The organism is Nonomuraea sp. NPDC052116, assembly GCF_040680035.1.
Lineage (GTDB): Bacteria > Actinomycetota > Actinomycetes > Streptosporangiales > Streptosporangiaceae > Nonomuraea > Nonomuraea angiospora_A.
In genome coordinates, this window is sequence record NZ_JBFAWA010000001.1 from 321,398 (window position 1) to 344,068 (window position 22,671).

Sequence of the window (22,671 nt, forward strand, 5' to 3'; positions counted from 1 at the left end):
TCATCCAGGCAGCCGGAGCAGCTTGAACGTACTCTCGATCTTGTCGAACTCGGCGGCGCGCTTCCGGAAACAGACGGATTGGCAGCCGATGAGCATGACGGAGACCGTGGCGCCCTTCTCGTCGAGGATGGCGGTCTGGTCGAACGTCTGGACGTCCTCGCCGATCTGGTATTCGAAGCGGACCCGGACTCCCCTCGCGCCGTTGTCCATCGTCGTGACCTCGTCGTTGAGGAGGACGAAATTCTTGAACATCGACGGCTGCCCCGTCGCCATGGCCTGCTGCGCGTAGAGCTCGCGCATCTGCGAGGTCACCGGCAGCACGAAGTCGCGCAGCCGGTTCAGTGAGATCGCGTCCCGCTGCTCCTCCGTGAGCTGGTGCACGGTGGCGTAGACGAACGGCTCCGTCGAGCCCAGCAGGTGGTTGACCGACGGCTCCGCGGACTGGTCGAAGGCGGTCGACCACACCCGCTGGGCCCGGAGGAGGGCCGCCACCGAGTTCGGCTGGTCTCCGGACAGGTACAGCTCAATGGGGTCGGCGTTGAGCTGCGTGAACGAGGACGGCACCTTGAAGTAGGTCGTGCCCGCCGAGTCGCGTACGTAATGGAATTCGGGCTGTCCGGCGCACGCGGACAGCATCAGGATCGCGACCGTTACCGCGATCAAACCCCGTGCCTTTTTCACCAGGGCTTACCTCCGCTTTACGGACCAACGGAGTTGTTGTGCCCGCTTTCCGACACAATGAGCGCGAAGCGGAGGGAAAAATCTTGACCAAATCTTGGCCGTGCCTTGGCTTTACTTGTTACAGATCAATTAAGGCATTGTGCACGGTCCGTAGCGCTCCGTGGCGGGCCATCTCGGAGGGCGGTTCAGGTGGCTACAACGTTCATGCAACCCCCATTGGTTCATCTGGGGAAGTAGCGAAAGATATGAGGATCCCTTCCGACCGCCCCGGGAGCGCACAATGTCAGAACCCGCAATGGAGACCGTCGACTCCTTCGGCATGACGGCGGAACGGCAGTTCGCCGAAGTCTGGTCGAGGACGGTCCTGTCGGTGCGGGAGCGCCGCCTGCTCCTTCTCGGGCTGCTCGTCGGCCAGGGGCTCCACGAGCAGACGGACGTCCATCTCGACACCGCGCTGCGCTCGTGCGAGCTCACCGAGACCGAGTTGCGCGAGGTGGTCGTCTTCCTCACCCTTTACGCGGGCTGGGCCCGGGGCAGCAAGCTGAACGACCAGGTCGAGGGGCTGATCGAGCGGGTCAGGCAGGCTCGATCCGGTAGATCGGACCACGCAGGCTGAGCGCGTACAGCTCGCCGTCATGCCCTTCCCCGAACGACGAGAGCTGCTCGACCTTCCCGACCTCGACCCCGTCCTGCGGGGCGTCGGCCGGCGCGGCTTTGATCCAGCCGGCGCAGAAGTCGCCGTACAGGAACCGGCCCCGCAGCCAGGGGATCTTCTCGCCGCGGTAGACGTATCCGGCGATGACGGAGCAGTTTCCACCCTCGCCCAGGGGATACGTGAGCACCGGGTCGACCATGTCGCGGCCCTTCGCGCCCCGGAAGCGGCTCTTGCCCTCGCGGGCGTTCCAGCCGTAGTTCTCGCCGCCCCGCGATTCGGCCGGCTGGTGGTCGACCTCCTCGAAGGCGTTCTGCCCGACGTCGCCGATCCACAGGTCTCCCGTGCCGCGGTCGAAGCCGAAACGCCAGGGATTGCGAAGCCCGTAAGCCCATATTTCGGGCTTTGCGCCTTTCTTGTCGGCGAACGGGTTGTCCTCCGGGATCTTGTACGGCCGGCCGCCGCGCGGGTCGATGCGCAGGATCTTGCCGAGCAGGGTCGTCAGGTCCTGGCCGTTGCCCTGGGGGTCGCCGGCGCTGCCGCCGTCGCCGAGCGCGATGTACAGGTAGCCGTCGGGGCCGAAGGCGAGCTGGCCGCCGTTGTGGTTGGGATAGGGCTGGTCCTGGGTGAGCACGTCGCGCCTGGCCGTGGCCCTGGAGCCGTCGAAGGCCCATTCGGTGACATGGGTGTCGCCCCGCGCGTCGGTCCAGTCGAGGTAGACCCAGCGGCCGGAGGGGTGGAACGCGACGCCGAGCAGGCCCTGCTCGTTGGCGCCGCTCACCTCGCGGGACAGGTCGATCACGACGTCTCCGCCGGAGGTGCGCAGTCTGCCGGTCTGCTCGGCGACGTAGAGGCGGTCGTCGCCTTTGCGCACGGCGAACGCCACCGGCTGCTCCAGCTTGGCGATCTGCCTGAAGCGTAACTTCCCGGGCTCTGGGGACTCCGTATCTGTCTCCGTGGGCGCTGTCTCCGTGGACGCCGCCTCGGTGGGCTCCGGCGTCGGGGCGGTGCTCTCCACGGGGTCGAGCGGGGCCGGCGCGGGCCCCTGCGCGCACGCGGTGAGGGTCACGAGGACGAGGGCCGTCGAGGCCGCCACGAGTCGCACGAGGCCCATCCTCGCACGGCATTAGGGTTCAGGTATGCCTACCGCATTGATCACCGGCGCGACCTCCGGCCTCGGCGCCGCCTTCGCCCGGCGCCTGGCCGCCGACGGCTTCTCGCTCGTCCTGGTGTCCCGCGACGAGCGACGGCTCTCCGAGAGCGCCGACCAGCTCAAGCTCAGGTACGGCGTCGGCGTCGAGGTGCTGCCCGCCGACCTCGCCACCGAGGAAGGGCTGGCCAGGGTGGAGTCCAGGGTCGCCGGCGGCGTCGACCTGCTGGTCAACAACGCCGGGTTCGGCCACCCGGGCCGCTTCCTGGAGGTGCCGGTCGAGGACGAGGTGCGCATGCTCAAGGTGCACTGCGAGGCCGTGCTGAGGCTGACGCTGGCCGCGCTGCCCGGCATGCGGGAGCGCGACCGGGGCGCGATCGTCAACGTGGCCTCGGTGGCGGCGTTCTTCCCGCGGGGCACGTACAGCGCGTCCAAGGCGTGGGTGGTGAACTTCAGCGAGTCCGCCGCGAGCGACGTGCGCAACCCGCGCATCAAGATCATGGCGCTCTGCCCCGGTTTCGTGCGGACCGAGTTCCACCAGCGGGCCTCGATGGACACCTCGGGGATCCCCGGGTTCCTGTGGCTGAAGGCCGACGACGTGGTGCGGGAGACCATGCGCGACCTGGCGCTGGGCAAGCGGGTGAGCGTGCCGGACCTGCGTTACAAGGCCATCGTCGCGATCGGCAGACTCGTGCCGCGCGGCCTGCAGGCCCGCGTCTCGTCGAGCATCGGCCGCTGACCCCGTACCGGGCTCCCAGACGGGCCTCTGCCGCTGAGCCCGTACCGGTCCCCGGGGCCGGTGCGGGCTCCAATGGAACGGGCCCCCGCCGCGGGAGGGGGTCGCGGTGGGGGCCCGAGCGGTCGTGAGCGGGGCTCACGGCCGGGAATGCAGGAGTCGGCTAGCGGTTGGCCTCGTGGCCGATCGACAGGCCGCTCTCGGGGTCGAAGAAGTGCAGGTTGTGCGTGTCGAGGACCAGGTCGATGTTCTGGCCGGGACGGGCGTGGCTGCGGGCGTTGACGCGGGCGGTCCACAGGGACTTGTCGCCCGACAGCGGCAGCGCGGCCTCTTCGTCGTCACCCGCGTCGGCGGCGGCGACGGTGTCCTTGTGCTCGACCGGCGGGGCGTCGATCAGGAACAGCACGTTGATCTCGGAGCCCAGCTCCTCGGTGACCTCCGCCTTGACCGGCAGCGTGGCCCAGCCGTTGGCGTGGTTGCCGGCCGAGGCCGCGTCCTCGAAGTCGGAGGGGCGGATGCCGAGGATGATCTTCTTGCCGACGTACTGGTCGAGGCCCGGCTTGTCGGTGAAGGTCGAGTCGGGGATCGGCAGCTTGATGTCGGCGAAGGTGACGGCGGCGTCGCCGCCGTCGCGGACGAGCTCGGCGGTGGCGAAGTTCATCGAGGGCGAGCCCATGAAGCCGGCGACGAACAGGTTGACCGGCTTGTCGAACAGGTTCTGCGGGGTGTCGACCTGCTGGAGCAGGCCGTCGCGCAGGACGCAGACGCGGTCGCCGAGGGTCATGGCCTCGACCTGGTCGTGGGTGACGTACACGGTGGTGACGCCGAGGCGCTCGTGCATCTGGTTGAGCGAGGCGCGCATGGAGACGCGGAGCTTGGCGTCCAGGTTGGACAGCGGCTCGTCCATGAGGAAGGCCTGCGGCTCACGCACGATGGCGCGGCCCATGGCGACACGCTGGCGCTGACCACCGGAGAGGGCGGCCGGCTTGCGCTTGAGGTACGTCTCGAGGCCGAGCATCTTGGCGGCCTCGTTGACCCGCTTCTGGATCTCCGCCTTGGGCATCTTGCGGAGCTTGAGGCCGAAGGCGAGGTTCTCCTCGACCGTCATGTGGGGGTAGAGCGCGTAGTTCTGGAAGACCATCGCGATGTCGCGGTCCTTGGGCGGCAGGTGGTTGACCACCTTCTCGCCGATGGCGATCTCGCCGCCGCTGATGTCCTCGAGGCCCGCGATCATCCGGAGCGCGGTCGACTTACCGCAACCGGATGGGCCCACGAGTACCATGAACTCGCCGTCCTTGATCTCAAGGTTGAGCCCGTTCACGGCCTTCACGCCACCGGCGTAGACCTTGTCGACGTTCGTCAGAACGATGGATGCCATGACATTCCTTCGCGCTCCAGGGCGGTGGCCCGGACGTTGTTACCGTGACCCACTCACGTGGATACGTTTTCAAGCATCTCACCCGAAACGGACATCGGTGTCAAGGGTTGCCGTGTGACCAGCCCTTGTGGGAACGCGCGTCTTCCCGTTTTCCGGAAACCATGATGGAATCGTTTCCATGGAGAAGCGGGCGACGATCAAGGATGTGGCCGAGGCGGCCGGTGTGGGCGTCGCTACCGTGTCCAGAGTACTGTCGGGCGGCTCGGCCAGCGCGGCGACCAGGGAGCGCGTCCTGGCCGTCGCCGCCCAGCTCGACTACCGCCCGAGCGCCCTGGGCCGCAACCTGCGCCAACGCCGCACAGGCGGCATGGGCCTGCTCGTCCCCGACCTGACCGACACCTTCTACGGCCAGCTTTCCGAGGGCGTGCTCGCCTGCGCCCGCTCGGCCGGCGAGCCCGTCGTGATCGGCTCCACGGGCGGCGACCCCGAGCAGGAGGCCGACCTGATCGGCATGCTCCTGGAGCAGAGCGTGGACCGCCTGATCGCCGTTCCGTCGGGCGACGCGGACGCCTGGTCCCCGGTGCTCCGCGCGGGCATGACGGTGGTCTTCGCCGACCGCCTCCCGCTCCTGTCCTCCCCCGAGGACGTGCGGGCGGCGGCCGTGGCCGACCTCATGGCCCTGGACGGCCTCTCCGCCGCCGCACCGGCCCGCCCGCTGGACATCCCCGCCGTGGTGGCCGACGACCGGGCCGGCATCCGCACGGCCGTGCGCTACCTGCGCGGCCTGGGCCACAAGCGCATCGCCTTCCTCGGCGGCCCCGGCCAGGAGAGCCGGGTCAACGCCTTCAGGGAGGCCGTGGGGGCGCCGGTGGACGAGGAACTCGTCGTGTTCGGCACCGGCAGCCGCGACTCCGCCTACGCCGCCGCCTCAGGTCTCTTCCAGAGCCGCCCCGACCTGTCGGCCGTGGTCGCCGGGGGCAACGTGCTGGGCGAGGCGGCGGTGCTGGCGGCCAGGGAGCTGGACCTGCGGGTGCCCAGGGACGTGTCGCTGGTGATGTACGACGACGTCCCCTGGGCCGAGCTGTGCTCCCCGCCCCTGACGGTGATCGCCCAGCCGGGCCGCGACATGGGCTACCGGGCGGCGGAGCTCGTGCTCCGGGCCGGCACCAGGAAGCCGCGCAGCGTGGTCCTGCCGACGGAGCTCATCATCCGGGGCAGCTGCGGCCCCCACCGCTAGCGGGCTGCACCACCTGTGTAGCGGCGGGGCAGGATCATGATCGGGTTGTCGTCGAGGATCACGTCCGGCGGGCCGAACCGCGCCGCGACCTCCCTGATCTCCGGCTCGTCCAGCATCAGCAGGCGCCCGTTCTCGATGAAGAGCTCCCCGTCCACCAGCACGGTGGGCCGGTCGACCTGGCAGTCGCAGTGCGCGAAGCCCGGGCCCGTCGTGACCGGCTGCCCGTCGGTCAGGCCGTCGATGCCGCAGTAGAAGGCCCCGGCGTGCTTCTCCCGCTCGAACTGGTTCCCCCCGGCCACCCGCACCTTCGGGTTGAGCCCGATCAGGCCGTGGCGCATGTAGAAGCCGCCGGGCGCGTAACGCCGCAGCTGCTCGGCCGCGACCCCGCCCTCGATCTTGCGTACGAGGTTGCCCTCCAGGGTGATGCGCAGGGACTCCTCCGGCACGCCGGTGACCGTGCTGTCCTCGATCATGAGGACGCCCTCGGTGTCGGCCGGCCAGAAGTTGGCGCCCCCGTACGGGAAGGGCCGCCAGTCCCCGGGCCGCATCGCGCCGGGGTCCGGGTCGAACGCCAGGCCCGAGAACGTCACGTCCGTCCCCCGCGCGGACGTCACCCGGATCGAGCGGGCGCCCGCCATCTGCCGAAGCGTCCGGCGCAGCAGCGCGTAGAAGACCTCGGCGGGCAGCCGCCCGCCGGTGAGCAGCGCTCCCGCGGTGGCCGTCATGTGCAGGGACAGGAAGCGGGAGGAGCGTGACTTGATCTGGTCGAAGAAGAGCGGCGCCGTGTGCACCTCGCCCCACCAGGTGCCGCTGATCACCAGGTCGGCCTCGCGGAAGGCGGCCGTCTCGATGTGCAGCGACGCCTCCCTGTCCCACCCGCCGGGGCTGAACGGCGGCACGGACAGGATGCGCACGTCGGCGTCCCGGTAGGCCGCGGCCGCCGCGATGGCCTGGACGACGACGGGGTCGACGGTGTGCTCCATGAGCAGCAGCACGCGCTCGCCCGCCTGGAGCCCGGTGTAGTCCAGCAGGTTCCGGACGCCGGGCATCAGCTCCACGATCGAGTACGGTCCCACGGCCGGCTCGGTGGCATAGCTGAAGGGCGAGCCGGCGTACGGATTGATCGTCATCGCGTGCTCCCTGCGGGACGTCAGGCCAATGCCTGGACCCCTACCCGTCACGGAGTGAAATCACACGATTACGGAACCCAGCGGCGGAACCCTCCCTCGGAGTTGATCACCTGCCCGGTGATCCAGGCGGCCTCGTCCGAGGCCAGCCAGCGCACCACCCGGGCCACCTCCTCCGGCCGCCCCCAGCGCCCGGCCGGGAGCGAGCGGCCGACCCGCCGCGCGAGCTCGGGGCCGGCCCAGCCCGTGTCGACCGGGCCCGGATTGACGGTGTTGACGGTGATGCCCCGGTCCGCGAGCGCGTCGGCCAGGCTGGCCGTCATCTGGTGGATCGCGCCCTTGCTGATCGCGTACGGCAGCTCGTCCGGCATCGGCGCCAGATGCTGGCCCGAGGTGAACATGATCACCCTGCCGCCGGACCGCCGGTCGTCGTGCTGGGCCGCGAACGCCTGCGTCAGCAGCGCGCTGGCCCGGGCGTTCACCGCCCACGACAGGTCCAGCTCGGCGGCCGTCAGCTCCGCCAGCGACTGCCGGTTGCTGCGGGCATGGTTGGCCACGAGCACGTCCACGTGCCCGAACCTGGCGACCGCCTGCTCCATCACCCACGCCGGCGCCGCCGGGTCCGCGAAATCGGCCTCGACGTGGTGCAGCCGGTCGCCGACGCCGCCCAGCGACTCCAGCACGCCGTCCATGCCCGCGGGGTCGCTGCCCCACGGCTGCTCGGCGTCGTGCGGGGTCCACGACTGCGCCAGCACCTTCGCGCCCGTCGCCAGCAGCTCGCGCGCGATGGCGTAGCCGATCCCGATCCGCCTGCTCACGCCGGTCACCACGGCGACCCTCGTCTCGGACATCATCCGATCATCCTCGCCGACCGCTCGCGAGGCGTCGAAGGATTTTCCGCTCAGAGGAGCTTCTCGATGGCGGACGTGACCGCGGGGTCGTCCGGGGTGGTGCGAGGGCGGAAGCGGGCCACGACGGCGCCCTCCCGGTCCACCAGGAACTTCTCGAAGTTCCACTGCACGTCGCCCGCCTCGCCCTGCTCGTCGGCGGTCCGCGTCAGCTCCTCGTAGAGCGGGTGGCGGTCGGGGCCGTTGACGTCGGCCTTCTCCAGGAGCGGGAAGTCCACGCCGTACGTCGTCGAGCAGAACGCCTGGATCTCCTCGGCCGTGCCCGGCTCCTGGCCGGCGAACTGGTTGCAGGGCATGCCGACCACCGTGAAGCCGCGCGGGCCGTACTGCTCCTGAAGGTTGACCAGGGCGCCGTACTGCGGGGTGAGGCCGCATCGCGAGGCCACGTTGACGACGAGGACGGCCTTGCCGGCCGCCAGCTCTCCGAAGGTGGTGGGGACGTCGTCGAGGGTGTGGAGCTGGATGTCAGTGAGGCTCATGAACCGCACCCTACGCCTCCGGAACGTGATTCGGTCTCGCGCCCTCCCCCGTCGCGGGACTGCTAGGCTCGCGGCGGCGCGAGAGGCGCCTGATCGCTCCGGAGCGAAGGAGGTTGATGAATATGGCTGCCGGCAGTCGTCATCAGCGTGCCCTTCTCCGGTCCGCGCGAGCCTAGAGCGCCGACCGGTCGTATCAACGACCTGGAGTCACAAGTGTCTTCTTTCTTCTCGGTGGCCGGCACCGACCTGACCACCGACCGCCTCGTCCTGCGTTCCTGGACCTCCGGCGAAGCCGACGCCGTCCTGCACGGCACCCGGTCCGCGCACTGGGCCGACGACTTCCCCGCCGAGGGTGACCACGTCATCGCCGGCCTGTTCGCCGAGCACCCCGCGTGGCTGGACGAGTACGGCCACCGCCAGATCATCGAGCGCGACGGCGGTCTCGTGGTCGGCTCCATCGGCCTGTTCTGGCCGCCCGCCGACGGCACCCTGGAGATCGGGTACGGCATCGTGGCCTCCCGCCGGGGCCGCGGCTACGCTCCCGAGGCGGCGCGCGCGCTGACGGAGTTCGCCCTCACGGCGCCGGGCGTGCACACGGTGTGCGCCGGCGTCGAACTGTCGAACCCGGCCTCGATCAGGGTCCTGGAGAAGGCGGGCTTCCAGCGGTCACACACGGACGCCGAGGCGAACACGGCCCGGTACGTGACCACGTCACCGGCCCAGCAGTAACGGCCCGGCGGGAGATCGGCGGCACCCCACCGCCGATCCCCGTCGGTGGGAGGCCGTGCTTACCCGCGGGTCGCACCCGGCCAAACCCCATAGTTGGTCGCGGTTTGCGGCAAGGCCCGTTCAGCCGGACGGCGGGGCGGGCAAGGCCGGGCCTGCGAGAGGGACTTTTATCCGCCACGCTCGCGCAAACACCTCTCCACCGCGTGTCGAGATGGACGACCCGCGGTGACCGAACGTAATAGGAATCGTGCTAGAGGACACGTCGCGGCGCCCTTCGGGCCGCCCAGCGGGATCGGGCGGTGCCAGATTCCCGGAGGGCCGCGCGGACCCTCCGCGTCCGAGCCACGGACGCGGACCGGCAAGGGCGCCCGATGCAAGTGCGCCTGTCCGCACGCGACCCGACAGCAAGGATCGATTTGGACAGCAAACGCGCGCTCATCAGTGTCACCGCGCTCACCGCGTTCACCGCGATCGGGGCACCCGCGGCCTGGGCCGACCGCCCGCCCGTGGTGCGGATCGGGACCTGGACGACGAAGGCGCAGCCCAAGGTGGCGGTGGCGACGCCCAACAAGAACAAGAGGATCGCGCTGGGCCAGGTGGTCCAGCGGTCGTGGAACCTACAGGAGTTCCGCTGCCTGGACAGTCTCTGGACCAGGGAGAGCAACTGGAACCATCACGCACTCAACCGCTCGTCCGGCGCGTACGGCATCCCGCAGGCACTGCCCGCGGGCAAGATGCGCGGCGCCGGCCGCGACTGGAAGTCCAACCCGGAGACGCAGATCCGGTGGGGGCTGTCCTACATCAAGGGGAGGTACGGCAGGCCGTGCGGCGCCTGGGGACATTGGAGATCGCACAACTGGTACTAGCCGAAGGCGGGAGAGGGCACCCGGGGCTCACCGGGTGCCCTCCCTGCGCGCCACGTGCACCTCGATCGCCTGGATGAGCAGCTCCAGCCCGAACTCGAACTCCGCCTCGTGATCGCACTGGTCCAGCAGCGGCGCCAGTGAGTGGACCTCGGGGAACAGCGCGGGATCGACGCCCTCGGCCTTGACGAGCCGGTTGTGGACGGGCGCGAACGTGGGCGTCACCCCCACCTCCCGCAGCAGCGAGCCCACGATGTACGCGATGAACATCCGCAGCATCCTGACCGCGTCCGCCCCGTCGAACCCGGCGCCGCGCAGCGTGGCCAGCGCCCGCTCGACCGGCAGCAGCCCGGCCGTGGAGTGGAGCTGGCGGCTGACGACCACCATGGTCGAGCGCGGGTGGTCATGGGCGATCTGGCGGAACGCCCGAGCCTGCATGCGCACCCGCTCGGTCCAGTGCGCGCCGGGGTCGTCGGTGAACTCGATCTCGCTCAGCACCGCCTCGGCCACCCCGTTGAGCAGGGCGTCCTTGTTGGGCACGTGGTTGTAGAGGGACATCACACCGACGCCGAGCTCGGCCGCGATGCGCCGCATGGAGACCGCGTCGGCGCCCTCGCGCTCGATGAGGTCGATGGCCGTGGCGACGATGCGGCCTCGCGAGAGGGGCTCCGTAGGCATACCTCATTCTATTGACGTACGTACGGTGTACGTGGAACTCTCGGAAGGCGGACATACGTACGGTGTACGTAACCCCCTTGGGAGGTTCCATGTCGACCCACGACCTCTACACCATCCCCGCCGAGCTCTCCACGTGGAACGTCGAGATGGCCGGGGCGAGCCGATTCACCTGGGAGTACGACGACGGCCGGGATCGCATGCTGGCCCTGTACCAGAAGGGCAAGGACAAGCAGTGGGACTCGACCAAGCGCATCGACTGGGACCTCGAGGTCGATCCGTACGACGTCCTGGGTGTCCCCGACCAGACCATCGCGATCCACGGCACCCCGCTCTGGGAGCGGATGAGCGAGCAGACCCGTAACGAGGTGCGGCGGCACGGCGCGGCGTGGCAGTTCTCCCAGTTCCTGCACGGCGAGCAGGGCGCGATGATCTGCTCGGCCAAGATCGTGGAGTCGGTCCCCGATCTCGACTCGAAGTTCTACGCCGCCACCCAGACGATGGACGAGGCGCGCCACGCCGAGACGTACGCGCGCTTCCTCCAGGAGAAGGTGGGCCTGGCGTACCCGATCAACGAGCACCTCAAGGCCCTGCTCGACAGCACGCTGAGCGATTCCCGCTGGGACATGCCCTACCTCGGCATGCAGGTGCTCATCGAGGGATTGGCGCTGGCGGCGTTCGGGGTGATGCGCGACATCACGACCAAGCCGCTGCCCAAGCAGATCCTCGCGTACGTGATGCAGGACGAGGCCAGGCACGTGGCCTTCGGCCGGATGGCGCTGCGCGACCACTACCGGAACCTGTCGGAGAGCGAGCTGCGCGAGCGCGAGGACTTCGTCATCGAGGGCTGCTACCTCATGCGCGACCGGCTGCGCGGCCGGGAGACCTGGGAGAACCTGGGCCTGTCGAAAGCCGAGGTCGACGAGGCTATGGAGGCCACCGACCACTCCGAATACCTGCGGCTGTTCAGGTCGCTGCTGTTCAGCCGGATCGTGCCGTGCGTCAAGGACATCGGGCTGTGGAGCCCGCGGCTGCGGCAGGCGTACGCGGAGATGGGCGTGCTGGAGATGGCGGGCCAGTCCCTGGACGCCCTGATGCGCCAGGACGAGGACATCGCCGACAGGCTCGACGCGGAGCGGTTCACCCAGGAGGAGGCCGAGCGGCACGCCGAGGTGGCCGAGACCGTCGAGCTCGGCAAGTCCTAGAGTCGCGTCGCGTCGGGGGCGGGCAGGCTCTGCGGCAGGCGCAGGATCATCCGGGCCCCGGGGCCGTCCCCGATCTCCAGCGTCCCGCCGTGGGCCTTGGCGATGTCGCGGGCGATCGGCAGCCCCAGCCCGGTGCCCCCGGTGTCCCGCGACCGGGTGTGATCGAGGCGGGTGAACCGCTCGAACACCTGGTCCCGCATCTCCGCCGGGATCCCCGGGCCGTCGTCCAGCACCTCCACCACGGCCTGGTCCGCCCACCCCCGCACGGAGATCCACACCCGGGATTCCCCGTAGCGGTCGGCGTTGGACATCAGGTTCGTCAGCAGCCGGGCGAGCCGGAGCCGGTTGCCGCGGACGAAGAGCCCCGGCTCCACGTCCATCGTCAGCGGCAGCCGGCGGGGGTGTCGCGCGACCTCCTCCTCAACCAGCTTCCCCAGCTCGATCCGCTCCTGCTCGGGCTGCACCCCCGCGTCCAGCCGGGCCATCAGGAGCAGGTCGTGGACGATGTCCGACAGCCGCTCGGCGTCCTTGATCGCCGCCCGCCAATCGCCTTCGTGCGGGTCCGCGAGCCCCGCCTCCAGCCGCACCAGGAGCCCGGTGATCGGCGTCCGCAGCTCGTGGGAGGCGTCGGAGACGAAGCGCCGGTGCCGCGCCACGGCGCCCTCCAGTCGCTCCAGGGTCTCGTTGACCGTGGCGGCCAACTCGGCGACCTCGTCCTGCGTGTCGGGCACGTCGACGCGCCGGCTCAGGTCCTGCGCGCTGATGCGTTCCAGCCCCGCCCTGATCCGCTCCACGGGGGCCAGCACCCGGCCGACCCCGTACCAGGCGCCCCATCCCGTCAGCGCCACCAGCACCGCGCCGAAGGCGGTCAGTATCAGGGGCAGGAACGGCGAGCTCAGCAGGAACGGCTCCCGCAGGGCCGCGTAGGCGATGACGGACCCGTACGCGCTGGCGGAGTTGCTCGTCCCCACGACGACCATGCACCTACCGGAACACACCCGGGTCTGAACCCGCAGGTCGCCCGGCCCGGGCCAGGCCCGGGTGATCGCCGGCTGGCCGGCGAGCCCGGTGCTCGCGGCCAGCACGTGGCCGTCGGAGTTCACGACCTGAAGGAGGTAGACGCCCTTCAGCGGCGGGATGGGGCCGCTGAACCGGTGCTCGGTGATCCTCGTGGACAGGTGCCGGCTGGCGTCGTCAGCCTGCTGGACGAGGTCCGCCCGCGCCCGCACGGGGTAGGTCAGCAAGATCGCCAGGATCCCCAGAAGGACGACGGCCCCGAAGACCACCACCGTCGCGATGGTCATCCGGGCCCTGATCGAGCGGCCGAACACCATGGTCGTACTCTGTCACGGAGAGTACAAATCCCAGGTAAAACGGCATATTTGCTCAGCCGTGGAAACGGCGATGCAGCTCGTGGACCTCCTCGGCCAGCTCGGGCACCGGGCCCTCGACCACCACCCCGGGCGCGACCTCGTTGACCGGGAGCGTGCGTACGGGCGGCTGCGGGACGCCGAGCTCCGACAGCCACGCGGCGAGCTGCTCCGACGAGGCCACGTACACGATGCGGCCCAGCCCGACCCACGCGTGGGCGGCGGCGCACATCGGGCAGTGCTCGCCGGAGGTGTAGACGGTGGCGGCCGCCCGCTCCCCGGGCGTCAGGTGCGCCGCCGACCAGCGGGCCAGCGCGAACTCCGGATGCTGCGTGTTGTCGCCGGCGGCCACCCGGTTGTGGTCCTCGGCCAGCACGGCCCCGTCGCCGGAGACCAGCACCGACCCGAACGGCTCGTCGCCCACCTCCAGCGCCCGCGCGGCCAGCTCGACGCAGCGGCGCAGGTGCGGCATCTCCGATTCGGCGATCATGAGTCCCCCATCCTAGACGGCCGCCGAGCAGGGCCAAGAACATACCCCAACAGATCACAACAAAAGTAACGGTCAGCCGAATGTGCAAGATCTTTCACTGTTTCCGCACGTCACGTACAAGAACCGCACTCTTCGGGCTACTGAAAATCGGTTGAACCCTCGTAATAGCCTAGAAGGGATGCCTCCCGATACGCACATACCTCAACGTCCCCTGCTCTCCTCCAACTCCCTGTGGCGGATGAAGTCCTACCTCCGCCCCTACGTCGTCAGATTGGTGTTCATCTGGCTGGCGGCGATCGTCGGCATCGCGGCCGGCATCGCGCTCCCGCTCATCAGCGAGAAGGTCATCGACGGTCCCGTGGCCCACGGGGACTCCGGCGCGCTGCTCCCCCTGGGGCTGCTCGCGATCGGCGTCGGCGTCGTCGAGGCCCTGCTGATCCTGCTGCGGCGGTGGGCCCAGGTGAAGCCGGTGCTCGGCCTGGAGACCGCGATCCGCGACGACCTCTACGAGCACCTGCAGCGGCTGCCCATGGGCTTCCACGGCGACTGGCAGTCCGGCCAGCTGTTATCCCGGGCCACGACCGACCTGTCGACCATCCGGCGCTTCCTCGGCTTCGGCATGCTCTTCCTGGTCATGAACATCCTGCAGCTGATCACGGTGACCGTGCTGCTGCTGAACAAGTACTGGCCGCTCGGGCTGCTGGTGCTGGCCTCGGCCGTGCCGATCGTGTGGCTGTCGCTGCGGTTCGAGAAGCGCTACATCAAGACCTCCCGCCAGGTGCAGGACGAGCAGGGCGACCTGGCCACGCTCGTCGAGGAGTCCGCCCTCGGCATCCGCACGATCAAGGCCTTCGGCCGCCGCCACTACGTCTTCGACCGCTACGACGAGGGCGCGCTCAAGGTCTACGGCACCTCCATGGACAAGGCCAGGCTGCTGGCCAGGTTCTTCGCCTTCCTCGAGATCATCCCCAACATCACGCTGGCCCTGGTGCTGCTGCTGGGCGCGCTGGCCGTCGGCACGGGCTCGCTGACGCTGGGCGCGCTGGTCGCGTTCACCACGCTGATGCTCCAGCTCGTCTGGCCGATCGCGAGCCTGGGCTACATCCTGGCCATGGCCCAGGAGGCCATGACCTCCGCCGACCGCCTCATGGAGGTCATGGACACCGTGCCCGCCATCGAGGGCGGCACGCGGACCATCGACGGGCCCCGCGGCCACCTGCGCTTCGAGGGCGTCGGGTTCCGCTTCCACGACTCCGAGGAGCCGGTGCTGCGCGACGTCTGGCTGGACGTGCGCCCCGGTGAGACGGTGGCCATCGTGGGCGCGACCGGCTCCGGCAAGACCACGCTGACCGCCCTGGTGCCGCGGCTGATCGACCCCACCGAGGGCCGCGTCACGATCGACGGGTACGACGTGCGCGACCTGGAGCTGACCAGCCTCCGCTCGGTGGTGGCCACGGCGTTCGAGGAGCCGACGCTGTTCTCGATGAGCGTGCGGGAGAACCTCACGCTCGGCCGGCTCGACGCCACCGACGAGGAGCTGGCCGAGGCCATCCAGACCGCGCAGGCCATGTTCGTGTACGACCTGCCGTGGGGCCTCGACACCCGCATCGGCGAGCAGGGCCTGTCCCTGTCCGGCGGCCAGCGGCAGCGCCTGGCCCTGGCGCGGGCCGTGCTGAGCCATCCGCGCATCCTCGTGCTCGACGACACCCTCTCCGCGCTCGACGTGGAGACCGAGGCGCTCGTGGAGGAGGCGCTGCGGCACGTGCTGCGTGACGCGACCGGCATCGTGGTAGCCCACCGCGCCTCGACCGTGCTGCTGGCCGACAAGGTGGCGCTGCTGCGGGGCGGCACGATCACGCACGTCGGGCAGCACCACGAGCTGCTGGCCCAGGTGCCCGAATACCGCGAGCTGCTGGCCCAGGACGCCGACTTCGACGACGCCGCGGAAGGAGCGCTGCGATGACCACGACCACCACGGCGTCCTGGCGGGGCGTGTCCTCCGAGGACCAGGACGAGCTTCCGGAGAAGGTGTCCGTCCTGCTCCGGGAGCGCTCCCGGCGGCTGCTCGGCGCGCTGCTCAGGCCGTACCGGAAGAAGATCGGGCTGCTCGTCGCGATCGTCGTCGTCTCCAACGCGGCCGGGCTCTCGATCCCCTTCCTGGTCTCCATCGGGATCGACGAGGGCATCCCGCCGATCACGAGCGGGTCCGGCCCCGCCGTCCTGCTGACCGTGGTCGGGGTGATCCTGGCCGCGGCGATCACGCAGGCGCTCACGCGCCGGGCGTTCCTGACGCTGTCCGGCCAGATCGGCCAGGGCACCCTGCTCGAACTGCGCAGGAGGGTGTTCGACCACTTCCAGCGCCTGTCGCTGAGCTTCCACGAGCAGTACACCTCCGGGCGGGTCATCTCGCGGCTGACCTCGGACATCGAGGCCATCGCGGAGCTGCTCCAGTCGGGGTTCGACGCGCTGGTCAAGGCCGTGCTGACCATGGCGGGCACGGCCGTGCTGCTGCTGGTGCTGGACGTGCACCTGGGCCTGCTGGCGCTCGTCCCGCTGCCGTTCCTGCTGCTGTTCACCCGGTGGTTCCGGACGCAGTCGGCGATCGTCTACCGCCGTACGCGGGAGACGGTGGCGCTGGTGATCGTGCACTTCGTGGAGTCGATGACCGGCATCCGCGCGGTGCAGGCCTTCCGCAGGGAGCCGCGCAACCAGGAGATCTTCGAGCAGCTCAACGACGACTACCGGGGCGCGAACGCGCGCAGCATGCAGCTCGGCGCGACGTTCATGACCGGGATCAAGCTGATCGGCAACCTGACGATCGGCGGCGTGCTGCTGTACGGCGGCTGGCTGGCGCTGCAGGACGAGGTCAAGGTCGGCGTGCTGGCCGCGTTCCTGCTCTACCTGCGCCAGTTCTACGAGCCGATGCAGGAGGTCAGCCAGTTCTACAACACCCTGCAGTCGGCCGGCGCGGCGCTGGAGAAGCTGTCGGGCGTGCTGGAGGAGGAGCCCTCCGTGCCCGAGCCGCGCGAGCCGGCCAGGCTGCCGGACGGCCGGGCACGCGGCAAGGTGCGCTTCGAGGGCGTCAGGTTCGCCTACGTCGAGGAGATGCCGATCCTGCCCCGGCTCGACCTGACGGTCCCGGCCGGGCAGACCGTGGCGCTGGTCGGGGCGACGGGCGCGGGCAAGACGACGCTGGCCAAGCTGATCTCCCGCTTCTACGACCCCACCGACGGCCGCGTGCTGCTCGACGGCGTCGATCTGCGCACGCTGGACGAGCCGGCGTTGCGCGCGGCCGTGGTCATGGTGACGCAGGAGAACTTCCTGTTCAGCGGTACGGTCGCCGACAACATCAGGTTCGGCCGGCCCGACGCCACCGACCGGGAGGTGCGCGAGGCGGCCAAGGCCATCGGGGCGCACGAGTTCGTCTCGAGCCTGCCCGACGGCTACGACACCGAGGTGGGCAAGCGCGGCGGCCGGATGTCGGCCGGGCAGCGCCAGCTCGTGGCGTTCGCCAGGGCGTTCCTCGCCGATCCCGCCGTGCTGATCCTCGACGAGGCCACCTCCAGCCTCGACGTGCCGAGCGAGCGGCTGGTGCAGCGCGCGCTGCGCACGATCCTGGCCGACCGGACGGCGCTGATCATCGCGCACCGCCTCTCGACGGTGGAGATCGCCGACCGGGTGCTGGTGATGGACCGGGGCGAGATCGTCGAGGACGGTCCGCCTGACCGGCTCATCGCGGCCTCGGGCCGGTACGCCGGGCTGCACCAGGCGTGGCTGGAGAGCCTCAGCTAGCTCCCTAGTGGTGCGCCATGGCCACGGCGTTCGCGTACAGCTCGTACCCGACGAACAGCGCCAGGGGCACCCCGAGAGCGATCAGCAGCCTGCCGGGCAGGTGGGTCCGCGGCGCGGACACCCTGCCCGGCTCCGGCGTCGCCGCGGCGAACACCGGCTCGGGCTCCGGATCGGGGGCGGGCACGAGTTCGGGATGCCGCGCCAGATACCCCCTGGGGAACGAGGTCACGTGGTACGCGCCGCAGGTCGGGCAGCAGGTGCCCGACCAGGGCGGCGGCACGGTCACTCCCGAGCTGAGCCAGAGGTCCACCTCGTTGCCGTGCACGTCTGTGAGATGTCTGACGACGAAGTTCTCTTCCCAGACATGTAAGCAACGAAGGCATTCGAAAGGCCACGTCTCGCGGGTGTCGAATCCTTCGGTCACTGGGACCACCCCCCGGCTTCCGATCGCCGTCGATCCCGAGTGTCCGCTTGACTTCGCGCGCCCGCAAGACGGGCCTTATGACACTTTCCGCTATGGAATGCTCACCAAGTGTCAGGTTAGTCGTTCGTAGATGGACTTCCGAACCGGGCTGAGCAGCGGAGTCGCGTCCGGCACGGGGGGCTCCGCGGGCGGGATCAGCTCCGGATGTCGGGACAGGTAACCGTCCGGGAAGGTCGTGGCCTGCTGACAGCCGCACCTCGGGCACATGACGCCCCCCGGTGACGGCGGCAGCACGGGGAGCCCCGCGTGCAACCAGATCTCCCGCTCGTTTCCGTGACGGTCGTCGATGTGCCTGACGAGGTACTCCTCTTCCCATACGTGCCAGCAACCGCGGCACTCGAAAGGCACGATCCTGTGTTCTTCTTCCAACGAGGTCACCCCCTCACCTCCGAGTGTGTGCCTCCTTCTCCGGATCTGGCAACCGCGCTTACCGAATCGCCAGAACAAAGACGATGGCGCCGGCCACCACGCACATGGTGCCGAGCCAGGCGAACAGCACGTCGAGCCCCGGGTTCAGCGGCTTGCCGCCGTGCAGGGCCTCCTGCACGCGGCGGAACCGCGCCCGGGTCCTGATCAGCAGCACGGCGCCGCAGAGCGCGGCCAGCGCGAACACCACCATCGAGGCCACGGGCAGGCCGTGCCTGAGGGACAGCCCGGCCGCGCCGAGCCCGCCGGTGGCCAGCGCCACGGCCGTGCGCACCCAGGCCAGCCGGGTGCGCTCGCTCTGCAGCCCCTCGTCCCAGATCTCCTTCTCCGGGGTCACCTGATCCGACCTCCGGCTCAGGCGGCCAGGATGATCAGCACCAGGGCGATCACGGCCACGGCCGCCACGCCGTACCCGAAGACCGCCGCGAGCGCGGGGGGCGGCAGCGGCGCCTGCTGCCGCAGGGCGCGCTGGATGTTGCGCCAGCGCGGATACGCCATGCCCGCCGCGAGCGCGGAGAGCGTCACCAGCACCACGGCCAGCGCGGTACGGATCCACGGCACGAACACGTGCTCGGGCACCGCCGCCATCGCCACCCCACCCGCACTGAGCGCCAGCGCCGTGCTCAGCCAGGTGAGGAAGGTTCGTTCATTGGCCAAGGTGAAACGCGGGTCGGGTTCCATGGGAAAACGGTAATTCGTCCCCATTTCCCCTAGAGAAGTTGGGATTCAGCCAGTACAGGCCTTGGCCACCTTCTCGGCATAGGCCGCGCTCTCGGTGAGGACCTTCTGGGTGGCGTCCACGGCGTCGTTGACGTTGGTGACGCTGATGCCGCTCAGCGTCTTGGCCAGGTCGTCGGAGGCTTCCTTGATCGTGGTGTTGGCGGCCTTGTCGGCCACGTCGTTGAGCTTGGTGGCGGCGTCGTCGAGGGCCTTGTCCATGGCCTTGGGATCGTCGGCGAGCGTCTTGAGCTGGGCACCCAGGTCGGCGACGATCTTCGGGGCTTCGAGGCACGCTTGGGCCTTGTCGATGGTGCTGTTGACCTCACCACATCCGGCGGCGAAGACACAGACGGCGAAGGCGGCCAGGGGCACGAATCGGCTCTTGAGGAGTCGCATACCTCGACCCTACCCAACGCATTCCAAAGGCTCTCTTGACATCTCCGGCGCTGGGCGGCATGAGGCCGGAGGTCGTGCCCGCGTTGTGCGTGCATGCGGCCGGGCTGATCGTCGCCGGAATCATGGTTCTGACCAGCGCTCATGCGTGAACCGATATCGACTTCTTCGCGATATCGCTATTAGACACGTGGTGATCGCATCTGCTTTGCTCCTTGCCCATTGACGGACGACCGTAAGGACAAAGCATGCGAAACCGCCGCTTCACGGCAGCAGCCACGTTGACCATCTCCTTCCTGACGGGCGGGGCCCTCCCGGCGGGCGCGGCCTCGGCCACGAGCTCCGTGCAGGCGCTCTCGGGCGAGGCCCAGGCCCGCAAGGAGCTGCGCGCGCTGGAGGCGTCGTTCAAGGGGCGCATCGGCGCGTACGCCATCGACACCGCCACCGGCAGGACGATCGGCTACCGGTCGAACGAGCGGTTCCCGCTGCTGTCCACGTTCAAGGCGATGGCCTGCGCGGCCGTGCTGCACAAGGCGCGCACCTCCGACCCCGGGCTGATGGAGAGGGTCGTGCGCTGGACGGCCGACGACCTCAAGCCGAACTCCCCCACCACCGAGAAGCACGTGGAGGACGGCCTGACCGTCAACCAGCTGTGCGAGGCGACCATCACCCTGAGCGACAACACCGCGGGCAACATGGTGCTCAAGCAGATCGGCGGACCGGCCGGCCTGACGCAGTACTTCCGCACGCTGAAGGACCCGATCTCCCGCCTGGACCGCTGGGAGACCGAGCTGAACGACTGGACGCCCAAGGAGAAGCGCGACATCACGACGCCCGCGTCCATCGCCCGCGACCTGCGCGCGGTCACGACCGGGAACGCGCTCACCGCCAAGGACCGGGAGCAGCTCAACGCCTGGATGATCGCGACCAAGACGGGTGACGCCCGCATCCGCGCCGGCCTGCCGAAGACCTGGACGATCGGCGACAAGACCGGCACCAACTCGGCTTTCGGCGGGGCGAACGACATCGCGGTCATCTGGCCCAAGAAGGGCGCGTCTCCCATCATCATGACCATTTACACGAACCGCGCGGCGGGCGAGACCGGCGACGACACGGCCATCGCCCGCACGGCCACCATCCTGGCCCGCGGCCTCGGCAAGCTCTGACGACCGGCGGGGCGGCGATTTCGATACCCCATTCGCACTCGCGCTTAACCTGAAAATAATTCTTTCAAATTCAGGGGGATAATTCCGGACTTAAGGTGCCAGTTGCCCTCCGACCAGGGGAATCTTCATTCGATTCCGCTTCTGATCGCCGATTGAAGGGGTATCCTCTTGGCAAAGAAAGCGGGACCGGAGATCCCTAACATCCCCGGTCCCTTACCCCAAAGGTAAGGGAGATCAACATGACCTTCAAGGAACTCTGCACCGAATTGGACAGCGAGTTCATCCGGCTCCGGGCCGACCAGGCGGAGCTCGGCCAGCAGCTCACCGAGCGGATCAACGGGGTGGCCAACCACGTCAAGACCCTCGACGCGAAGGTGACCCTACTGGACGCCAAGGTCATCGTCCTCGACGAGCGGGTTTCGGCGCTCGACACCAAGGTCACCGCCCTCGACACCAAGGTCACCGTCCTCGACACCAAGGTCACCGTCCTCGATGAGAGGGTTACCGCGCTCGACACCAAGATCGACACGAAGTTCGAGGAGATCGACGCCAGGTTCGAGTCCATGGACGTCAAGATCAACAACCTGCAGGGCAACCAGAACGACATGATGAGCATCCTCATCGACATCCAGCGCAAGGTCAGCGCCAACTAGCGCCTGCCCCTCGGTGAAAGGGCGGACTCGTGAAGCACACGGGTCCGCCCTTCGCGTTCGCTAGAGCTTGTTGTAGCAAGGGCCGTCGAAGGTGTACCCCTGCGCCGTCGGCCCCGTGAAGAAGTCCTTGACGATCGTCACGCCCGTCGGCGCCTGCTCGTCGACCTTGTTGATCAGCGTCTGCCTGAACACCGCGGCGCTCGACGCATCCGCGTAGTTGCCCGCCTCCGGCGGGAGCATGCCCTCGTAGTCCACCGTCCTCAGCGTCTTGACGGCCGCCAGCAGCCCCTTGCGGCTCACGTCCCCGCCGGCCACCATCGCGTCCAGGGCCGCCTTCATCGGGTACGCCCAGGCCCATCCCGAGGTGTACCCGTCGTTGGGCGTCACGCCGGGCAGCGCGTCGCGCATCGCCTTGTGCCCCGGCGTGTCGGCGCCCCACGGCTTGCCCGGGGCCGACTGCTCGTACAGGGCCTTGAGGGCGGGGGCGGCGGGGGACTTCAGCAGGGCCGGGTTCCAGGTGGGGCCGGTGCCGATGAAGCGGCCCTTGTAGCCGGCCGCGGCCGCCTGGCCGATGATCGTGGCGGCGTCGGCCGGGCCGGTGGTGAGGATGACCAGGTCGGGCTTGTTCTTGGTGATCTCGGTGATGGCCCGGCCCTGCTCGGTGGCGCCCGAAGGGGTCTCGACGTTGGTGAACTTCAGGCCGTTGCGCTCGGCGGCGATCTTGGCGCCGGCGGCGGCGTCCGCGCCGTAGTCGCCGGCCAGGTGGACGGCCATGACCGACTTCGGCTTGTACGTGTCCATCGCGTAGTCCACGGAGTTCATGGCCTCGACGCAGTAGTTGGAGCCGCTCTCGATCATGACGTCCTCGAACTCCCAGGCCGAGGTCCACGAGGCGGGGGCGGCGACGACGCTGTTGGCCTTGAGGTCGCCGAGGATCGCGGCGGTCGTGGGCGAGCCGAGCGTCTGGGCCAGCGCGAGCACGTGGTCCTTGATCTCGTTGTAGACCTGGCGGTGCACCTCCGGGTTGTACTTGTTGTCCCGTACGTACTTGGTGACGTCGACCTCGTACTTGCCGCCGACGCCGCCGGCCTTGTTGACGCGGGCCCAGAACGCCTTCTGGGCGTCGGTGATCGGCACGGCCAGCGCGGCGAAGGGGCCGGAGGTCAGGTCGGAGATCGTGCCGAGGTAGATGCAGCCCTTCTTGGCGTCCACCGCGGTGGGACAGGGTGCGGTGGTGACACCTGGAGCCTGGGCGCCGCCCTTGCTGCCCTCGTCGTCCCCCCGGAAGACGCCGCACGCGGACAGAAGGGCCACTATCGCGATAAATCCCGCTGCATAGCGACTCTTCATGAAAAAT

At 69.4% G+C, this 22,671-nt stretch carries 24 protein-coding genes; 10 read left to right on the forward strand and 14 right to left on the reverse strand.

The genetic code is table 11. The features are described from left to right. Window positions 1–663: a hypothetical protein gene (locus tag AB0L65_RS01400; protein ID WP_364239328.1), complete on the reverse strand. Its 663-nt coding sequence runs from the start codon at window positions 661–663 to the stop codon at window positions 1–3. 298 nt (window positions 664–961) lie between these two features. Between AB0L65_RS01400 and AB0L65_RS01405 the strand changes: the two genes are divergently transcribed. After that, entirely contained in the window at window positions 962–1,297 is a 336-nt protein-coding gene (locus tag AB0L65_RS01405) for a carboxymuconolactone decarboxylase family protein (RefSeq protein WP_350722421.1), read from the forward strand. Here AB0L65_RS01405 and AB0L65_RS01410 read toward each other — a convergent pair. After that, window positions 1,257–2,438, reverse strand: a complete 1,182-nt coding sequence (locus tag AB0L65_RS01410; RefSeq protein ID WP_364239329.1) for a PQQ-dependent sugar dehydrogenase — start codon at window positions 2,436–2,438, stop codon at window positions 1,257–1,259. The genes AB0L65_RS01405 and AB0L65_RS01410 overlap by 41 nt on opposite strands. 34 nt (window positions 2,439–2,472) lie before the next feature. Between AB0L65_RS01410 and AB0L65_RS01415 the strand changes: the two genes are divergently transcribed. After that, window positions 2,473–3,222, forward strand: a complete 750-nt coding sequence (locus AB0L65_RS01415; protein ID WP_364239331.1) for an SDR family oxidoreductase — start codon at window positions 2,473–2,475, stop codon at window positions 3,220–3,222. A gap of 160 nt (window positions 3,223–3,382) precedes the next feature. On the opposite strand, the gene ugpC is transcribed toward AB0L65_RS01415, so the two are convergent. Further along, window positions 3,383–4,597, reverse strand: coding sequence for a sn-glycerol-3-phosphate ABC transporter ATP-binding protein UgpC (gene ugpC, locus AB0L65_RS01420; protein ID WP_364239332.1), 1,215 nt, complete (start codon window positions 4,595–4,597; stop codon window positions 3,383–3,385). 178 nt (window positions 4,598–4,775) lie between these two features. Here ugpC and AB0L65_RS01425 point away from each other — a divergent pair, with 178 nt between their 5' ends. Continuing rightward, window positions 4,776–5,834 carry a LacI family DNA-binding transcriptional regulator gene (locus AB0L65_RS01425; RefSeq protein WP_364239334.1) on the forward strand — a complete coding sequence of 353 codons (1,059 nt, stop codon included), beginning with the start codon at window positions 4,776–4,778 and terminating at the stop codon, window positions 5,832–5,834. Here the strand turns inward: AB0L65_RS01425 and AB0L65_RS01430 are convergent. The 3 genes from AB0L65_RS01430 to AB0L65_RS01440 all read right to left on the reverse strand — a co-directional run bounded on the left by AB0L65_RS01430 (window position 5,831) and on the right by AB0L65_RS01440 (window position 8,348). Then, window positions 5,831–6,964 carry a hypothetical protein gene (locus AB0L65_RS01430; RefSeq protein WP_364239336.1) on the reverse strand — a complete coding sequence of 378 codons (1,134 nt, stop codon included), beginning with the start codon at window positions 6,962–6,964 and terminating at the stop codon, window positions 5,831–5,833. The two genes, AB0L65_RS01425 and AB0L65_RS01430, sit on opposite strands and share 4 nt — an antisense overlap. 68 nt (window positions 6,965–7,032) lie before the next feature. Continuing rightward, window positions 7,033–7,815: an SDR family oxidoreductase gene (locus AB0L65_RS01435; protein WP_364239338.1), complete on the reverse strand. Its 783-nt coding sequence runs from the start codon at window positions 7,813–7,815 to the stop codon at window positions 7,033–7,035. A gap of 47 nt (window positions 7,816–7,862) precedes the next feature. Continuing rightward, on the reverse strand, window positions 7,863–8,348 hold the full coding sequence (locus tag AB0L65_RS01440) for a glutathione peroxidase (RefSeq protein WP_364239339.1): 486 nt from the start codon (window positions 8,346–8,348) through the stop codon (window positions 7,863–7,865). A gap of 213 nt (window positions 8,349–8,561) precedes the next feature. Here AB0L65_RS01440 and AB0L65_RS01445 point away from each other — a divergent pair, with 213 nt between their 5' ends. Then, window positions 8,562–9,077: a GNAT family N-acetyltransferase gene (locus tag AB0L65_RS01445; RefSeq protein WP_364239341.1), complete on the forward strand. Its 516-nt coding sequence runs from the start codon at window positions 8,562–8,564 to the stop codon at window positions 9,075–9,077. Window positions 9,078–9,493: 416 nt separating this feature from the next. After that, complete coding sequence (locus tag AB0L65_RS01450) at window positions 9,494–9,943, forward strand: lytic transglycosylase domain-containing protein (RefSeq protein ID WP_364239343.1); 450 nt, start codon at window positions 9,494–9,496, stop codon at window positions 9,941–9,943. A 27-nt stretch (window positions 9,944–9,970) separates the two neighbouring features. On the opposite strand, the gene AB0L65_RS01455 is transcribed toward AB0L65_RS01450, so the two are convergent. Continuing rightward, window positions 9,971–10,618: a TetR/AcrR family transcriptional regulator C-terminal domain-containing protein gene (locus AB0L65_RS01455; protein WP_350722440.1), complete on the reverse strand. Its 648-nt coding sequence runs from the start codon at window positions 10,616–10,618 to the stop codon at window positions 9,971–9,973. An 89-nt stretch (window positions 10,619–10,707) separates the two neighbouring features. Here AB0L65_RS01455 and AB0L65_RS01460 point away from each other — a divergent pair, with 89 nt between their 5' ends. Then, the gene (locus tag AB0L65_RS01460; protein ID WP_363965588.1) at window positions 10,708–11,820 is read left to right on the forward strand and encodes a ferritin-like domain-containing protein; all 1,113 of its coding nucleotides are present in this window, start codon (window positions 10,708–10,710) and stop codon (window positions 11,818–11,820) included. On the opposite strand, the gene AB0L65_RS01465 is transcribed toward AB0L65_RS01460, so the two are convergent. Beyond that, on the reverse strand, window positions 11,817–13,154 hold the full coding sequence (locus tag AB0L65_RS01465; RefSeq protein WP_364239344.1) for a HAMP domain-containing sensor histidine kinase: 1,338 nt from the start codon (window positions 13,152–13,154) through the stop codon (window positions 11,817–11,819). The two genes, AB0L65_RS01460 and AB0L65_RS01465, sit on opposite strands and share 4 nt — an antisense overlap. A 52-nt stretch (window positions 13,155–13,206) precedes the next feature. Next, window positions 13,207–13,680, reverse strand: coding sequence for a nucleoside deaminase (locus tag AB0L65_RS01470; RefSeq protein ID WP_364239346.1), 474 nt, complete (start codon window positions 13,678–13,680; stop codon window positions 13,207–13,209). 178 nt (window positions 13,681–13,858) lie between these two features. Between AB0L65_RS01470 and AB0L65_RS01475 the strand changes: the two genes are divergently transcribed. Together AB0L65_RS01475 and AB0L65_RS01480 are read left to right on the forward strand one after the other, a co-directional pair. Further along, complete coding sequence (locus AB0L65_RS01475; protein ID WP_364239348.1) at window positions 13,859–15,643, forward strand: ABC transporter ATP-binding protein; 1,785 nt, start codon at window positions 13,859–13,861, stop codon at window positions 15,641–15,643. Beyond that, the gene (locus AB0L65_RS01480; RefSeq protein ID WP_364239350.1) at window positions 15,640–17,472 is read left to right on the forward strand and encodes an ABC transporter ATP-binding protein; all 1,833 of its coding nucleotides are present in this window, start codon (window positions 15,640–15,642) and stop codon (window positions 17,470–17,472) included. The genes AB0L65_RS01475 and AB0L65_RS01480 overlap by 4 nt, the downstream gene beginning before the upstream one ends. A gap of 4 nt (window positions 17,473–17,476) precedes the next feature. Here the strand turns inward: AB0L65_RS01480 and AB0L65_RS01485 are convergent, their stop codons facing one another. From AB0L65_RS01485 to AB0L65_RS01500, 4 genes are all read right to left on the reverse strand, one after another. Continuing rightward, window positions 17,477–17,797 carry a hypothetical protein gene (locus AB0L65_RS01485; RefSeq protein ID WP_364239352.1) on the reverse strand — a complete coding sequence of 107 codons (321 nt, stop codon included), beginning with the start codon at window positions 17,795–17,797 and terminating at the stop codon, window positions 17,477–17,479. A 586-nt stretch (window positions 17,798–18,383) separates the two neighbouring features. Further along, a complete protein-coding gene (locus AB0L65_RS01490) occupies window positions 18,384–18,719 on the reverse strand; it encodes a DUF202 domain-containing protein (RefSeq protein ID WP_364239353.1) in 336 nt (111 codons plus the stop codon). A 17-nt stretch (window positions 18,720–18,736) separates the two neighbouring features. Then, window positions 18,737–19,063, reverse strand: a complete 327-nt coding sequence (locus tag AB0L65_RS01495) for a DUF202 domain-containing protein (protein ID WP_185077672.1) — start codon at window positions 19,061–19,063, stop codon at window positions 18,737–18,739. A gap of 45 nt (window positions 19,064–19,108) precedes the next feature. Then, window positions 19,109–19,498 (reverse strand): hypothetical protein, encoded by a 390-nt coding sequence (locus AB0L65_RS01500; RefSeq protein WP_364239355.1) that lies wholly within the window; start codon window positions 19,496–19,498, stop codon window positions 19,109–19,111. A gap of 245 nt (window positions 19,499–19,743) precedes the next feature. Here AB0L65_RS01500 and bla point away from each other — a divergent pair, with 245 nt between their 5' ends. Both bla and AB0L65_RS01510 read left to right on the forward strand, forming a co-directional pair. Next, window positions 19,744–20,661 (forward strand): class A beta-lactamase, encoded by a 918-nt coding sequence (gene bla / locus AB0L65_RS01505; RefSeq protein ID WP_364239357.1) that lies wholly within the window; start codon window positions 19,744–19,746, stop codon window positions 20,659–20,661. Between the two features lie 239 nt (window positions 20,662–20,900). Continuing rightward, on the forward strand, window positions 20,901–21,314 hold the full coding sequence (locus AB0L65_RS01510; RefSeq protein WP_364239359.1) for a hypothetical protein: 414 nt from the start codon (window positions 20,901–20,903) through the stop codon (window positions 21,312–21,314). Between the two features lie 60 nt (window positions 21,315–21,374). Here AB0L65_RS01510 and AB0L65_RS01515 read toward each other — a convergent pair whose 3' ends face one another. Beyond that, window positions 21,375–22,664, reverse strand: a complete 1,290-nt coding sequence (locus tag AB0L65_RS01515) for an ABC transporter substrate-binding protein (protein ID WP_364239360.1) — start codon at window positions 22,662–22,664, stop codon at window positions 21,375–21,377. Window positions 22,665–22,671 lie beyond the last annotated feature (7 nt).